Raw genomic sequence first — 14,905 nt, 5'->3', positions numbered from 1 at the left:
TGGCTTCCTAAAGCAACCCTTCAGCGCGAAAACTGATTTCGCGTGATTTGCCGATAATCAGATGATCATGCAGCGTCAGTGATAATGCGCGTGCCGCTTGTTCCACTTGTTTGGTCATGGCGATGTCTTCGGGGGACGGTGTTGGGTCCCCTGAGGGGTGGTTGTGCACCAAAATGATTGCGGATGCGTTTAATTCCAGCGCCCGTTTCATGATTTCGCGGGGATAAACCGGCACATGATCAACGGTTCCGGTGCCTTGGGCTTCGTCTTCGATCAATGTGTTTTTACGGTCCAGAAACAGAACACGGAATTGTTCGGTATCGCGGTGGGCCATGATCGTGTGGCAATAGTCCAACAGTGAATCCCAGCTGGACAATACGGGGCGCTGAATGACACGCGCGCGGGCCATACGGTGGGTGGCCGCCTCGATAATTTTGAGTTCGGTAATCACGGCTTCACCGATGCCTTTAACCTCAGACAGGCGCGCGGCGGGGGCAGAGAGCACACGATTGAAGTCCCCAAAGGCGTCGATCAGGGCGCGGGCAATTGGTTTGACATCCTGGCGGGGAATGGCGCGGAACAGGACCAGTTCCAGCAATTCATAGTCGGGCATTGCATCCGCGCCGCCATCGTTAAACCGGGCGCGCAGGCGTTTGCGATGATCCTTAATATAAGAAGGTAGGCGTGCGCCCTGTGGAATGGCTGGCACGATCTGGACGTCCTGATCTGCGGGATCAGCGACAAAAAGGGGCAACGGCATTTCTGCCATGTGGCGCAGCTTGGACATGGGTCCATCTTGCTGTCGATTCGCTTTCGGATTGGTTAACAAACCTTAATGCAGAATCAAAAAGCGCCCCAAAATAGGGGCGCTTTGATATTGGATCGGTAAGGATTTAGCCCTTCATCCCGTCCCAAAAGCTTTTGACTGCTGAAAAGAACTTAGACGAATGAGGGTTATTTTCTTCACCCAGCTTGTCAAATTCGCGCAACAATTCTTTCTGCTTGGAGGACAGATTGACCGGTGTTTCCACGGCCAATTCGATGAACATATCCCCAGCGGCACCGCCACGCAGACCTGGCATGCCTTTGGAACGCAGGCGCATTTGACGGCCAGACTGGCTTCCTGCGGGGATTTTCACGCGTGAGCGACCGCCATCAATGGTGGGCACTTCGATGTCACCACCCAAGGCCGCTGTGGCCATGGAAACAGGGACGCGACAGAACAATTGCTGCCCATCACGCTGGAACAGGTCATGATCATCCACCTCAATAAAGATGTAGAGATCGCCGGACGGACCACCGCGCATCCCGGCTTCGCCTTCGCCTGCCAGACGAATACGTGTGCCGGTTTCAACACCTGCAGGAATGTTCACAGACAGCGACCGGTCCTTTTGGACGCGACCCTGACCGTGGCAATTGCCGCATGGGTTTTTGATGGTCTGGCCCATGCCGTTACAGGTCGGACAGGTGCGTTCCACCGTAAAGAAACCCTGCTGCGCGCGCACCTTGCCCATGCCGGAACATGTGGGGCAGGTTTGCGGTTCAGCACCACCTTCGGCGCCCGTGCCGCTGCAGGTATCACAGCCCACAGATGTCGGGACATTGATGGTTTTGTGCATTCCCCCAAAGGCGTCTTCGAGTGAAATCCGCAGGTTGTAGCGCAGATCACTGCCGCGCGACGCACGTGGGCGTCCACCACCCTGACCGCCGCCGCGACCGCCCATGAAGTCACCAAACAGGTCGTCAAACACATCCGAAAATGCCGACGCAAAATCGCCCTGACCACCACCGCCGGGACGCCCGCCGCCGCCCATGCCACCTTCGAAGGCTGCATGGCCATAGCGGTCATAGGCTGCCTTCTTTTCGGCATCCTTCAGGATCTCATAGGCTTCGTTGGCTTCTTTGAACTGATCTTCGGCTTTGGGGTTGTCGGCGTTTCGATCAGGATGCAGCTCTTTCGCTTTGCCGCGATAGGCTTTCTTGATCTCATCCGCACTTGCGCCCTTAGCGACGCCTAATACGTCGTAAAAATCGCGTTTCGCCATGGAAATCTCCCTTTTGGGAATAGAGAGACCGGCCCCATGAATAGGACCGGCCCCATAGTTTCAGGCGGATTACGAACGTTTGTCGCCGTCCAGATCTTCGAAGTCAGCGTCAACGATGTCGTCATCCATAGCGGCTGGGCCATCGTCATGCTCGGTTTCTTCACCGGCTTCTTCGGCTTGCGCCTTATAGATCGCTTCGCCCAGTTTCATGGCCGACTCGGTCACGTTCTGAACACCTGCGCGGATCTTCTCGGCGGTTGCGTCGCCTTCCAGATCGTCTTTCAGCGCGGCGATGGCCAGCTCGATCACTTCGATCGTGGTTGGGTCAACCTTGTCTTTGTGCTCTTCCATGGACTTTTCAGTCGAATGGATCAGGCTCTCAGCTTGGTTGCGCGCTTCGACCATTTCTTTGCGCTCTTTATCGGCCTCAGCGTTGGCTTCGGCGTCTTTGACCATTTGTTCGATGTCATCATCGGACAGACCGCCAGAGGCTTGGATGGTGATCGATTGCTCTTTGTTGGTGCCTTTGTCTTTGGCCGCAACAGACACGATGCCGTTGGCGTCGATGTCGAAGGTGACTTCGATCTGTGGCATGCCGCGTGGCGCTGGTGGAATTTCTTCCAGGTTGAATTGGCCCAACATTTTGTTGTCAGCGGCCATTTCACGTTCCCCTTGGAACACGCGCAATGTCACGGCGTTTTGGTTGTCTTCCGCGGTTGAGAAAGTCTGGGACTTTTTCGTTGGGATGGTTGTGTTGCGATCGATCAGACGTGTGAAAACACCGCCCAATGTTTCGATACCCAGCGACAATGGTGTCACGTCCAGCAGAACCACGTCTTTGACGTCGCCCTGTAGAACACCGGCCTGAATGGCAGCGCCCAGCGCAACAACTTCGTCCGGGTTCACACCTTTGTGGGGCTCTTGGCCAAAGAATTTGGTGACGTCTTCGATCACCTTTGGCATCCGTGTCATACCACCAACCAGAACGATTTCATCGATATCGCTGGTGGACAGGCCGGCGTCTTTCAACGCAGCTTGGCATGGCTTCATGGATGCTTTGATCAGGTCGTTGACCAGGCTTTCCAGTTTGGCACGTGTCAGTTTCATAACCATGTGCAATGGCGCGCCATCGGACCCCATGGAAATAAACGGTTGGTTGATTTCTGTTTGCTGTGCGCTGGACAGTTCGATCTTGGCTTTTTCAGCGGCTTCTTTCAGACGCTGTAGGGCCATTTTGTCTTTGGTCAGGTCAACGCCGTTCTCTTTTTTGAACTGGTCGGCCAGATAGTTGACGATGCGCATGTCAAAGTCTTCGCCGCCCAGGAATGTGTCCCCGTTGGTGGATTTCACTTCGAACAGGCCGTCGTCGATTTCCAGAACTGTGACGTCGAATGTACCGCCACCAAGGTCATATACGACGATGGTTTTGGTTTCTTGTTTGTCCAGACCATAGGCCAGCGCAGCCGCGGTCGGCTCGTTGATAATCCGCAGCACTTCGAGGCCAGCAATTTTACCGGCGTCTTTGGTCGCCTGACGCTGAGCGTCGTTAAAGTAAGCAGGAACCGTGATCACAGCTTGGGTCACTTCTTCGCCCAAATAGGATTCTGCGGTTTCTTTCATTTTGCCCAGGATAAAGGCAGAAATCTGAGCCGGGGAATAAGTTTCGCCCTTGGCTTGAACCCATGCATCGCCATTGCCGCCGTCGACGATTTCGAATGGCAGGTTCTTTTTGTCTTTGGCCAGATGTTTGTCGTCATTGCGACGTCCAACCAGACGTTTCACACCAAAGATGGTGTTTTCAGGGTTAGTCACAGCTTGGCGTTTGGCGGGCTGGCCGACCAGACGTTCGTCATCTGTGAACGCAACGATAGATGGTGTTGTGCGTGCGCCTTCTGCGTTTTCGATAACGCGCGGCTGAGAGCCATCCATGATAGCTACGCAAGAGTTGGTGGTCCCGAGGTCAATCCCGATGACTTTTCCCATTTTCAAATCCCTCTTTAGATTAGGCGATGTGAGTAGGCGCGGACCCTAACTGGCACCCACGCCCGTGTATTAACGATTAGATGCGATGGAATGGTCCATCGCGGATCACAGCGCTATATAGGGATCACAAAGGCGACCTGCAACGGTTACGAGGGGCAAACAGCGGCAAAATTGCAATTGAAACGCTTGTTTTGCACAGATCATCCATGTTGGGTGCGCTAACACCCCTGGTCGATCAATTTTTTAAAGGAAATTTTAACCAAACCGGGCCGGAATCACCGATGCGAAACCGGTCAGTTTCCCAGCAGAGAACAACAGCCTGACAGCATTTCGGTTTCGCCTGATCCCGTGGTCAATATTCCGATTTCCAGCCCAAAGTTTTGGTCGGACATGCCATCGCTACAGCTGCGATTGTGGACCATGGCGGTAAATTCACCGGCCTTGTCTGATCCCTGAATGGCATGAGATCCGGTGAAACCGCGTGCGGCAATCATCAAGCCGGTGGTGTAGATCTGCCCAATGCCGTCCATGGATTGCATCACGCTCTGGCCTCCTTGGACCAGATCAAAGCTCCAAAACGGTTCGGTTCCGTGACAGGCTAGCCGCCGGGTCAGGGCATAATCGCCTTGTTCCCAACGCTGCATGAACCGCAAACTGATCCAGCCGGATTGTTCGCCTACATTGATCATGCCCCAGCGCCCATCATCCGATGCGGTGATGATTTCGACCCCGCGTAAATTCGGGCCCAACATGCCCAAAATTGCGGCAGAGGCGTTTGGCTCTGCGCGAATGTTGAGCTGATCATCCGCCGCAACGCCCGTGACGTCATAAAGCGCCGGAAAGGATTGCGCCCAAACCAAAGCAGGCGCGGCCATCGCGATCATGACCAAATAGGCCCAGAGAAAACGGCGGATCATTTGCCAGCGGTCCAGCTAACCGATGCGTATTTACGTGTGTAAAATTCGCCCATCATTCCCAGCATGATCAACGTGCAACTCAGGATGAGGGGATAGCTGACCGTAGAATTCAGGGGGTCGTAATTGATAAAGGTAAAGCCGCGCGCCTGATCGATGGAATGAAACAATGGGTTCCAGTCAAACAGAGAAATCAGATAGGGCGGCATCGTGTTGGCCACAAACATTTTGCCCGATGCGATCATATTGGCCCGGGCGTAAATCTGTGATGCGATCTGAACAAAGCCGGGGAACCATGGCTTGAGCGATAGGAAAATCACGCCAACTGCAACGCCGGAAAACCACGCTAACAGCAACATAGCAAAGGCATTTACCGGCTCTTCGATCAGGACGGGGGTCATGATGACATGGTACAAAAACAACACGGTCAGCAAGGACAGAACCTGAATATAAAGCGACCCCACCGCCGCGGCTGTGATGGTCACAATGGTGTTCATCGGCGCGTGTTTCATCATCGCGGATGCCGGACCTTCGGCTTTGACGACAGCGCCCATTGCCTTGGTGTGGGTCAGAAACAGGAAAATCCCGGACATAATATAGAGCAGGAAATCGCCCTTAATCGCGGCGCCCCGCAGGCCCAATACCGAAAACATAAAATAGAACGCGATCACAAACACAATGGTCTGCATCATATTCATGATCAGACCCATCAATGCGTTTTGGTGATCCTTGCGGATTTCGCGCACAATCGAATGATAGATCAGCTCAACCATCGCCAAGGCGGTGCCATGCGCGGATTGGGGTGAACGTGCCTCAAACATAATGGGGTCCTGTCATCGGGGTATTTTGTAGGACGATTTTCTTTTGTCGCATGAAATTCTTGCTGATCTCTTTAAGCGAAAGCATAAGAGGCGCGAACATGTGTTTCAACAAAAACACCCGTGAATTGATTTTATCGGAGACGAAGTATGGATTTTCAGAAACTAACAGAAGAAATGCGCCGCCTTGCACTGGAAGCCGGCGACAAGATTATGGAAATTTACGAAGCGGATGATTTCGACGTGCGGTCCAAATCTGATGACAGCCCGGTCACAGCGGCCGATCTGGCTGCGGATGCGATCATTTCCAAGGGTCTGCGCGCAGCCTTTCCCGATGTGACATTGATCACCGAAGAGCAATCTGATTCACACGCCCTGTCCGCCAGCACGTTTTTGATCGTGGACCCGCTGGACGGTACCAAAGAGTTTATCCACCGTCGCGGCGATTTCACTGTGAACATAGCCTATGTGGTTGACGGCGCACCGATCCGCGGTGTGGTTTACGCCCCCGCCAAAGGCCGCCTGTTCATCACCGATGCGGATGGCAAAACATCCGAAGAGAAAGCCCCGTTTGACAACGCGACCCCCGGCACACAGACGCCGATCAGCGTTACAACACCTGACAATGACGGGCTGATGATCGTGGCGTCCAAATCCCACCGCGACCAAGCAACCGAAGATTACATCAACAAATACAACGTCAAAGACAGCCGCAGCGCCGGGTCTTCGTTGAAATTCTGTCTGGTCGCGACAGGCGAAGCGGACATTTACCCGCGCGTTGGCCGCACCATGGAATGGGACACAGCGGCCGGTCATGCGGTTCTGATCGGGGCAGGCGGCGATGTCGTGCGTTTTGATGACCACACCCCATTGCGCTACGGCAAAGAGGATTTCGCCAATCCGTTCTTTATCGCCTATGCGCCCGGCGTTGATCTGAAAACCGCCTGATGTCATCGCTGATCGTCATCCCCGCCCGATTTGCGTCGACACGCTATCCCGGAAAGCCCTTGGTCAATCTGACCGGGGCGGATGGGCAGGCCCGCAGTTTGGTGCAACGTTCCTGGGAGGCGGCCTGTCAGGTGCATGGCGTGGACCGGGTTGTGGTGGCAACGGATGACGATCGCATTGCCGACGCAGCGACCGATTTTGGTGCCGAAGTTGTCATGACATCGGAATCATGTCGCAATGGCACCGAACGGGTGGCCGAAGCCTATGATGCGTTGGGCGGCGGCTATGACATCGTGGTCAATCTACAAGGTGACGCCCCGCTGACGCCGCCTTGGTTTGTTGAGGATCTGATCAATGGTCTGCGCGACAATCCCGTGGCCGAAGTGGCCACACCCGTTTTGCGGTGTGACGGGCGGGCGCTGAACGGGTTCCTAGAGGATCGGCGCGCGGGTCGTGTTGGTGGAACAACTGCGGTTTTTGGGATAGATAACAACGCGTTATATTTCTCCAAAGAGGTTGTCCCTTATACAGGTCAAACCTATCAAGATGATGATGAAACCCCGGTTTTTCATCATGTTGGGGTCTATGCCTATCGTCCCTCTGCGCTGGCGGCCTATCCCCGCTGGGCGGCAGGCCCCCTAGAAGGCCTGGAAGGTCTGGAACAATTACGTTTCTTGGAACGCGGCTCTCATATGCTTTGTGTTGAGGTCGAATCCCGTGGGCGACAGTTCTGGGAACTGAACAACCCCGAAGATGTTCCGCGCCTTGAGGCAATGATGCGCGAAATGAAGCTTAATTGAGTAGAATTGTCGCGATCTTGCATCAAAAATGCCGATTTATCATTAGTTTGATATACACTGTGAGCGTCTAGGTTGGATTTCACCAAGATTTTGTCATATTCAACCTGTAGTGACGGCGCATATCGCAGATTCACTGATTAATAATGTAAAATTTGAGGCCTAAAATGAAGAGACGTGTAACCAAAGCAATCTTTCCGGTGGCTGGCTTAGGGACTCGTTTTCTTCCCGCAACCAAGTCGGTTCCCAAGGAAATCATGACTTTGGTTGATCGCCCATTGATCCAATATGCCATCGACGAAGCGCGCGCCGCCGGGATCAAAGAATTTATCTTTGTGACGTCTCGCGGCAAAGGCGCGCTAGAGGATTATTTTGACCACTCTAACGAGCTGGAAAATACCCTGCGCAAAAAGGGCAAAATGGATTTGTTGGAGACGCTGAAAAGCACCAACATGGATAGCGGTGCCATCGCGTATATCCGTCAGCACAAAGCGCTGGGATTGGGGCATGCCGTATGGTGCGCCCGCCGTTTGGTTGCCAATGAACCGTTTGCGGTGATCCTGCCGGACGATGTGATCGCAGCCGAAAAACCTTGTTTGCAGCAAATGGTCGAAGCCTACGAAGAAACCGGTGGCAGCATGGTTGCCGCCATGGAAGTGCCCAGTGAAAAGGCGTCTTCTTATGGGATGCTCGACGTCAAAGAAGACATGGGCACCATCGTGTCGGTCAAAGGGATGGTCGAAAAGCCGCCCGCAGACGAAGCGCCGTCAAACCTGGCGGTGATCGGTCGTTATATCCTGTCGCCAAAAATCATGCAGAACCTGAATAAAATTGATCGTGGGGCTGGGGATGAAATCCAGCTGACCGACGCAATTGCGCAGGAAATGAACGAAGACCGCGATGTCTTTGGCTATCGTTTTTCCGGTCAGCGCTATGATTGCGGCACCAAGGCGGGGTTCCTGCAGGCGACGGTTGCCTTTGGTCTGGCGCGTCCCGATCTGGGTCCAGAATTCTCTGAATATCTTGAGAGCATGGTCGCCCTTCGAAACGCCGCGCAATAAGACCGAGGTCGCAAATGACAACAGTATTGGTAACGGGAGGTGCGGGCTATATCGGGTCGCACGCCTGCAAAGCGTTGGCCCGCGCCGGCTATACCCCTGTCACGTTTGATAACTTTGAAACCGGTTGGCGGGATGCGGTTAAATTTGGCCCCCTCGAAGAGGGCGATTTGCAAGATCGCGATCGTCTGCGGGATGTGTTTGCCAAACATAAACCTGTCGCTGTGATGCATTTTGCGGCGCTGTCTTTGGTCGGCGAAAGCATGTCAAACCCCGGCAAATACTGGCGTTCCAACGTGGGCGGATCGCTGAATTTGATCGAAGCGGCCGCCGAGGCAGGCTGCAAAAACTTTGTGTTTTCATCGACTTGCGCCACTTACGGGGATCAAGACGGCGTGGTGTTGGATGAAAACAGCACCCAAATGCCGATCAATTCCTATGGCGCATCCAAACGCGCGATTGAGGACATCCTTGATAACTTTCGCGCATCCCATGGCTTAAACTCTGTCATATTCCGTTATTTCAACGTGGCGGGCGCTGACCCGGATGGCGAAGTGGGGGAATTCCACCAGCCAGAAACCCATTTGATCCCGCTGATGCTGGACGCGATTGAGGGAAAACGGGACGCGTTGACCATTTTTGGCACGGATTACGACACGCCAGACGGGACCTGTATCCGTGATTATGTGCATGTTTGCGATCTGGTGGATGCCCATGTTCTGGGGCTGAAATGGCTAGAGGACGAAAAAGGCAGCCGTGCGTTTAATCTGGGCACGGGGACCGGGTTTTCGGTGCGCGAAGTGGTGCATCATTCTGGGTCTGTGACCAACAAACCGGTTCCCATTATCGAAGGCGCACGCCGGGCGGGGGATGCGACCGCACTTGTCTCGGGTAGTCGGCGCGCCGACAAAGAGCTAGGCTGGAAGCCAACACGATCCACCTTGGAGAATATGATCGCAGATGCATGGCGCTGGCACCAAAATGGCCATTACGATCGGTAAACCCTAATGGGCCGGTCGCGTCTGGTCGACGCCTATGACATGCGCCTGCGTCGGCGTCGGCTATTGTGGCGCAGTTTTCGGTCGCGCCACGCCCTGACGCCGGTTCAACAACGAACCAAGCTGATCGGCAAAAACGATCTGTTGCTGTTTTCAACCATGCGCAACGAAGCCGCGCGCCTGCCGTTTTTCCTTAGCCACTATCGCAAGCTGGGGATCCGTCATTTCCTGATCGTGGACAATGCCAGTGACGATGGCACAACCGAATACCTGACCCAACAGCCCGATGTGTCGGTCTGGACCACAAATGCCTCTTACCGAGACTCGCGTTTTGGTGTGGATTGGCTGACATGGTTGCAAATGCGCTATGGTGCCCGTCATTGGTGCCTGACGGCGGATGCGGACGAAATACTGATCTATCCACATATGGATGATCGCCCTCTGGATGTCTTGACGCGGTGGCTTGATCAGCGGGGTGCGCCATCATTTGGGGCTATGATGCTGGACATGTATCCCCAAGGTCCGCTTGGCACAGCGCCCTATCACCCCGGTCAGGATCCAGCAGAGGTTCTGAACTGGTTTGATGTCGATAATTACACCTGGGAAATGTTGCCGAAATATCGCAACGTTTCAATCCGGGGCGGCGTGCGTAAACGTCTCTTCTTTCAGGATAAACCGGGTCACGCGCCCCATTTGCATAAGGTTCCTCTGGTGCGTTGGAACCGCCGGTTTGCCTATGTCAGTTCAACCCATACCGCATTGCCACGACGCCTGAACGCGGCATTTGATGATCGACGACACTTACCAACAGGCGTGTTTTTACACAGTAAATTTCTGGATGGAATCATTCAGAAATCGGACGAAGAAAAACGCCGCAGACAGCATTTTACCCATGCGGAACGTTATGATGATTACTATGACCGGATCATCGCCAATCCGACATTGTGGTATGAAAATTCGGTCCGCTATCAGGGCTGGGAACAGCTAGAGGAGCTGGGCCTGATGACCCGGGGCGCGTGGCGCTGACATTTCAATGGCTTGGAACGGTCACAATGGTTTACGTCAGCGGCATGAAACCTTATTGTTTCGAAATAAGTGACAATTCCCGGCAAAAGGGAAAGAGAGTGTTAAGCGCTTTTGAGTAGGCAGGACGTAGGTTCCGGCGTGGTGAAGGATCGAATTTGGGCATTCGTCAAACATATCGCTTGCGATTGCGTCGTAAACGCTGGCGGATTCGTGCGTTCAGAAAGCGGCACGAACTAAAGTCTGTTGTTGATCGTACAAATCAGATCAAACGGTCGGATTCGTTTGTCTTTTCGACATTTCGGAACGAAATGATCCGGCTTCCGTATTTTCTGGAATATTACCGCGCCATGGGTGTCGGCCATTTCTTTATGGTCGATAATGACAGTGATGATGGCGCGCGTGAATACCTGTCCCAGCAGCCCGATGTGTCCCTATGGACCACCAAATCCAGCTATAAACGCGCCCGGTTTGGGGTGGATTGGCTGAACTGGCTGCAGTTGAAATATGGCCATGATCATTGGTGTCTGGTGGTCGATCCCGACGAATTCTTTGTATATCCGTTCTGTGATACGCGCCCGCTAAAGGCGTTGACCGATTGGTTGGATGCCTCGGCGGTGCGATCCTTTGGGGCGATGTTGTTGGATATGTATCCAAAAGGTCCGATTGATGCGGTTCCCTATCAGGCAGGGCAAAACCCGATGGAAATTCTGTCGTGGTTTGATGCCGGGAATTATTCGATCTACCAAAACCCCAAATTTCAAAACCTGTGGATTCAGGGCGGTCCACGGATGCGGATGTTCTTTGATCAGGAACCTTGGCGCGCGCCTGCATTGAACAAAACGCCGTTGGTGAAATGGAACCGGCATTACGCCTATGAAAGTTCAACTCATATGCTGCTGCCGCGGTCGTTGAATTTGACCTATGATCAATGGGGTGGCGAAATGGCGACCGGGGTTTTGCTACATGCGAAATTCCTGTCAAATTTCGATCAGAAAGCCGCAGAAGAGCTGAAGCGTAAACAGCACTACGCCAACAGCAAAGAATACCGCGCCTATGCCGAAGGTCTGGCAGATAGCCCCGATTTCTGGTGCAAGTGGAGCGAAAAATACATCAATTGGCGACAGCTTGAAATCCTCGGGATCATGTCCAAAGGAAACTGGGCATGAGCGTCGGCATCGTCATGTTGGTTCACAATGATCTGCATCGCGCAGAGCAGGTGATCCGCCATTGGAATGATGCAGGCTGTCCCGTGGTTGTGCATGTAGACAAAAAAGTGTCGCGTGCTGTTTTTGATAAGTTTCGCAATGCGTTGGCAAATCTGGAAGATGTTAAATTCAGCCGCCGTCACAAATGTGAATGGGGCGCATGGGGCATTGTTGCAGCGTCGCAATCCGCGTCGGAACTGATGCTGAAATCCTTTGACGAAGTGAGCCACGTTTATTTGGCATCCGGGTCCTGTATGCCGTTGCGCCCGGTCAAAGAGCTGATCAAATACCTGGCGGCGCGCCCCCGCACGGACTTCATCGAAAGCGCAACAACAGCCGATGTGCCTTGGACCGTTGGCGGTTTGGACGAGGAACGGTTCACGCTCTATTTCCCGTTTAAATGGCGCAGCCAACGCCGTCTGTTTGATCGATTTGTATCGCTACAGCGCCGGTTCAAAATCAAACGCAACATCCCCGCCGGTATCGTGCCGCATATGGGGTCGCAATGGTGGTGCCTGACCCGTCAGACGTTGTCGGCCATTTTGCAGGACCCGGATCGCGAACGGTATGACCGCTATTTCAGCAAGGTGTGGATCCCAGATGAAAGCTATTTTCAGACCTTGGTGCGGCTCTATGGTCAAAACGTAGAGAGCCGGTCGCTGACCCTGTCAAAGTTCGATTTTCAGGGTAAACCGCATATTTTCTATGATGATCATCTGCAATTGCTACGTCGGTCTGACTGCTTTGTTGCGCGCAAAATCTGGCCAGATGCGGATCGGCTGTATCAGACGTTTTTGAATGACCCGGCGGGCGCGATGAAAGGCGCTGAACCCAATCCCAGTAAAATTGATCGTATTTTTGCCAAAGCGGTCGAACGCCGCACATTGGGGCGCAAAGGTCTGTTTATGCAGGGGCGGTTCCCGGATGAATACTGGGCGAACGGTCTGACATCTTCGCAATATTCGATCTTTGAAGGGTTCACTGAACTGTTTGAGGATTTTGAACCTTGGCTGGCCCGTGCAACCAATGCCCGCGTGCATGGCCATCTATATGCCCCTGAGGGGGCTGAATTTGACGGCCGTGGCGACACCTATGCCGGTGCGATGTCCAAATCCGTCCAGATGCGCGACTATAATGCGCGGATGTTTTTGACCAACCTGATCTGGAACACACGTGGCGAACGCCAATGTTTCCAATTTGGCCCGCGCGATAGTCAGTATATTTCCTGGGATGTCGCCAAGGATCCAAATGCTCGGATCAGTGTCATCTCTGGCGCTTGGGCTGTGCCGCTGTTTCAGTCGAACAAAAATTTCGCAGATATCCGTGCCGAAGCCGCAGAGCTGCAAAAAATCGAGGCCGATCATCTTTATGCGTTGCGATCCCCCTATGCCAAGGCCCGCATTCGCATCTGGACCATGGCCGAATTTATCGAAGCCCCGATGGAGGCATTGCAAGGCATCATCGACGAACATGGTGCCAGCAGCCCCAGCAAACTGACAGAAGCCCCCAAAATGGTCGATCTGACCGGGTTTGGGCAATTCTTGCAGAACCTCAAAAATCAGGGGATGCACCCCTATCTGATGGGGGACTTTCCAGTGGATCGTGCCCCGAACCAGGATCGCGGCAAACGCCGGAAACCTTATTTGGTGAAATAAATGTCCCGATTTGATTATTTCGTCGTCTTTGCAGAAATGCGGACGGGGTCGAACTTCTTAGAAGCAAACATAAACGCGTTTGATGGCCTGCAATGTCACGGAGAGGCGTTCAATCCGCATTTCATCGGCTATCCCAACACCGATGACATCCTTGGCGTGCGGCTGGGGCTGCGTCAGGCCGATCCAGAGGTGCTGATTGACGCGATCAAGGAACAAAGCGACGGGCTGGGCGGGTTTCGGTTTTTCAACGACCATGATCAGCGTGTTCTGGATGTGGTTCTGCCAGATCCGCGCTGTGCCAAAATTATTCTGACCCGAAACCCGGTCGAAAGCTATGTCAGCTGGAAAATCGCGCAGGCCACGGGGCAGTGGAAACTGACCAATGTGAAACACGCGAAGTCGGAGAAGGTCAGCTTTGAACCGGCCGAATTTGAAACCCATCTGGCCGCGCTACAGGCGTTTCAGGTGCGGCTGTTGAATGCGTTGCAACGCAGTGGCCAGACCGCGTTTTATGTCGCATACGAAGATCTGCAAGACGTTGATATCATGAATGGTCTTGCGGCGTTTTTGGAATGTGACGACCAGCTGGAACACTTGGATAAAAAGCTGAAAAAACAAAATCCGGCACCTATGTCGGATAAGGTGTCGAATTTTGACGATATGGCCCAGTCTTTGGCGCGAATGGACCGGTTTAATCTGGCGCGCACGCCAAATTTTGAACCCCGTCGCGGCCCGGCGGTTCCGACCTATATTGCCTGCGCCCAAAGCCCCCTTTTGTATATGCCGCTGAAATCTGGGCCTGAATTGGCGGTTCAAAACTGGATGGCTGCGATTGATCAGGTTGACCCAGCAGATTTGAAGCAAGGTTTCACCCAAAAAACCCTGCGTCAGTGGAAACGCAAAAACACCGGGCATCGCAGCTTTGCGGTGCTGCGTCATCCACTGGTTCGGGCACATGCCGCATTTTGTGACAGGATTCTGTCAACCGACAAAGGGAGCTTTACCGAAATTCGCGAAACATTGCGTCGTGAATTTAAGCTGCCTTATGCCAAGGGCAAAATCGGCGATGGCTATGACACGGCACGTCACCAAGAAGCGTTTTTGGGGTTCTTGCGGTTCCTAAAGGCGAATTTGGCGGGGCAGACCTCTATTCGGGTTGATGCCAATTGGGCCAGTCAGGCCTCTATTCTAAGTGGAATGTCCGAATTTGTCGCGCCGGATTTCATTATGAGAGAAGAGACATTGGAGCGGGATTGCCAGATTTTGGGGGACATGGTGGGGCTGCCCAACCTGCCCAAACCTGATTTTGAAACCGATCCGCATCTGCATGCGTTGGAATCAATCCACAATGACGACTTAGACGCGGCTATTCGTGATGTTTATCAGCGTGATTTTATGATGTTCGGGTTCGACGACTGGCGGGCCTAACGCCCTGCCAGAACACAGCTTTATCCGCGG

General features: G+C 53.5%; 13 protein-coding genes. 8 read left to right on the top strand and 5 right to left on the bottom strand.

Features of this window, described 5'->3' with window-relative positions:
- Positions 1 to 7: 7 nt before the first annotated feature.
- The 5 genes from radC to AB1F12_RS16375 all read right to left on the bottom strand — a co-directional run bounded on the left by radC (position 8) and on the right by AB1F12_RS16375 (position 5,763).
- A complete protein-coding gene (gene radC, locus AB1F12_RS16395) occupies positions 8 to 787 on the bottom strand; it encodes a DNA repair protein RadC (protein ID WP_368185493.1) in 780 nt (259 codons plus the stop codon).
- A gap of 106 nt (positions 788 to 893) precedes the next feature.
- A complete protein-coding gene (dnaJ, locus tag AB1F12_RS16390) occupies positions 894 to 2,045 on the bottom strand; it encodes a molecular chaperone DnaJ (RefSeq protein WP_368185491.1) in 1,152 nt (383 codons plus the stop codon).
- Positions 2,046 to 2,114: 69 nt separating this feature from the next.
- Positions 2,115 to 4,028, bottom strand: coding sequence for a molecular chaperone DnaK (gene dnaK, locus AB1F12_RS16385; protein WP_368185489.1), 1,914 nt, complete (start codon positions 4,026 to 4,028; stop codon positions 2,115 to 2,117).
- A 293-nt stretch (positions 4,029 to 4,321) separates the two neighbouring features.
- Positions 4,322 to 4,945, bottom strand: a complete 624-nt coding sequence (locus AB1F12_RS16380; protein ID WP_368185488.1) for a peptide-binding protein — start codon at positions 4,943 to 4,945, stop codon at positions 4,322 to 4,324.
- Positions 4,942 to 5,763, bottom strand: coding sequence for an ABC transporter permease (locus tag AB1F12_RS16375; RefSeq protein WP_368185487.1), 822 nt, complete (start codon positions 5,761 to 5,763; stop codon positions 4,942 to 4,944). Before AB1F12_RS16375 ends, AB1F12_RS16380 begins: the two co-directional genes overlap by 4 nt.
- 147 nt (positions 5,764 to 5,910) lie before the next feature.
- Between AB1F12_RS16375 and cysQ the strand changes: the two genes are divergently transcribed.
- The 8 genes from cysQ (at position 5,911) to AB1F12_RS16335 (ending at position 14,875) form a co-directional block, all read left to right on the top strand.
- Positions 5,911 to 6,708 carry a 3'(2'),5'-bisphosphate nucleotidase CysQ gene (gene cysQ, locus AB1F12_RS16370; protein WP_368185486.1) on the top strand — a complete coding sequence of 266 codons (798 nt, stop codon included), beginning with the start codon at positions 5,911 to 5,913 and terminating at the stop codon, positions 6,706 to 6,708.
- Positions 6,708 to 7,508: a 3-deoxy-manno-octulosonate cytidylyltransferase gene (locus AB1F12_RS16365; protein ID WP_368185485.1), complete on the top strand. Its 801-nt coding sequence runs from the start codon at positions 6,708 to 6,710 to the stop codon at positions 7,506 to 7,508. The genes cysQ and AB1F12_RS16365 overlap by 1 nt, the downstream gene beginning before the upstream one ends.
- A 164-nt stretch (positions 7,509 to 7,672) precedes the next feature.
- Positions 7,673 to 8,566, top strand: a complete 894-nt coding sequence (galU, locus tag AB1F12_RS16360) for a UTP--glucose-1-phosphate uridylyltransferase GalU (RefSeq protein WP_368185483.1) — start codon at positions 7,673 to 7,675, stop codon at positions 8,564 to 8,566.
- Positions 8,567 to 8,580: 14 nt separating this feature from the next.
- A complete protein-coding gene (gene galE, locus AB1F12_RS16355) occupies positions 8,581 to 9,564 on the top strand; it encodes a UDP-glucose 4-epimerase GalE (RefSeq protein WP_368185481.1) in 984 nt (327 codons plus the stop codon).
- A gap of 6 nt (positions 9,565 to 9,570) precedes the next feature.
- Entirely contained in the window at positions 9,571 to 10,587 is a 1,017-nt protein-coding gene (locus AB1F12_RS16350) for a glycosyltransferase family 2 protein (RefSeq protein WP_368185480.1), read from the top strand.
- 179 nt (positions 10,588 to 10,766) lie between these two features.
- Positions 10,767 to 11,753 carry a glycosyltransferase family 2 protein gene (locus tag AB1F12_RS16345; RefSeq protein ID WP_368188398.1) on the top strand — a complete coding sequence of 329 codons (987 nt, stop codon included), beginning with the start codon at positions 10,767 to 10,769 and terminating at the stop codon, positions 11,751 to 11,753.
- Positions 11,750 to 13,447 carry a beta-1,6-N-acetylglucosaminyltransferase gene (locus AB1F12_RS16340; protein WP_368185479.1) on the top strand — a complete coding sequence of 566 codons (1,698 nt, stop codon included), beginning with the start codon at positions 11,750 to 11,752 and terminating at the stop codon, positions 13,445 to 13,447. Before AB1F12_RS16345 ends, AB1F12_RS16340 begins: the two co-directional genes overlap by 4 nt.
- Entirely contained in the window at positions 13,448 to 14,875 is a 1,428-nt protein-coding gene (locus AB1F12_RS16335; RefSeq protein ID WP_368185478.1) for a sulfotransferase family 2 domain-containing protein, read from the top strand.
- The last annotated feature ends 30 nt before the right edge of the window (positions 14,876 to 14,905 follow it).

It is taken from the genome of Aestuariibius sp. HNIBRBA575, from assembly GCF_040932005.1.
Classification (GTDB): domain Bacteria; phylum Pseudomonadota; class Alphaproteobacteria; order Rhodobacterales; family Rhodobacteraceae; genus CANLNM01.
This window is presented reverse-complemented; position numbering and strand designations above follow the sequence as displayed.

Excerpts from the sequence above, each read along its gene's own strand:
- AB1F12_RS16335 (WP_368185478.1), top strand. The coding sequence starts at position 13,448 with ATGTCCCGATTTGATTATTTCGTCGTCTTTGCAGAAATGCGGACGGGG.
- AB1F12_RS16365 (WP_368185485.1), top strand. The coding sequence starts at position 6,708 with ATGTCATCGCTGATCGTCATCCCCGCCCGATTTGCGTCGACACGCTAT.
- dnaJ (WP_368185491.1), bottom strand. The coding sequence starts at position 2,045 with ATGGCGAAACGCGATTTTTACGACGTATTAGGCGTCGCTAAGGGCGCA.
- cysQ (WP_368185486.1), top strand. The coding sequence starts at position 5,911 with ATGGATTTTCAGAAACTAACAGAAGAAATGCGCCGCCTTGCACTGGAA.
- galU (WP_368185483.1), top strand. The coding sequence starts at position 7,673 with ATGAAGAGACGTGTAACCAAAGCAATCTTTCCGGTGGCTGGCTTAGGG.
- AB1F12_RS16340 (WP_368185479.1), top strand. The coding sequence starts at position 11,750 with ATGAGCGTCGGCATCGTCATGTTGGTTCACAATGATCTGCATCGCGCA.
- AB1F12_RS16375 (WP_368185487.1), bottom strand. The coding sequence starts at position 5,763 with ATGTTTGAGGCACGTTCACCCCAATCCGCGCATGGCACCGCCTTGGCG.
- radC (WP_368185493.1), bottom strand. The coding sequence starts at position 787 with ATGTCCAAGCTGCGCCACATGGCAGAAATGCCGTTGCCCCTTTTTGTC.
- dnaK (WP_368185489.1), bottom strand. The coding sequence starts at position 4,028 with ATGGGAAAAGTCATCGGGATTGACCTCGGGACCACCAACTCTTGCGTA.
- galE (WP_368185481.1), top strand. The coding sequence starts at position 8,581 with ATGACAACAGTATTGGTAACGGGAGGTGCGGGCTATATCGGGTCGCAC.
- AB1F12_RS16350 (WP_368185480.1), top strand. The coding sequence starts at position 9,571 with ATGGGCCGGTCGCGTCTGGTCGACGCCTATGACATGCGCCTGCGTCGG.
- AB1F12_RS16380 (WP_368185488.1), bottom strand. The coding sequence starts at position 4,945 with ATGATCCGCCGTTTTCTCTGGGCCTATTTGGTCATGATCGCGATGGCC.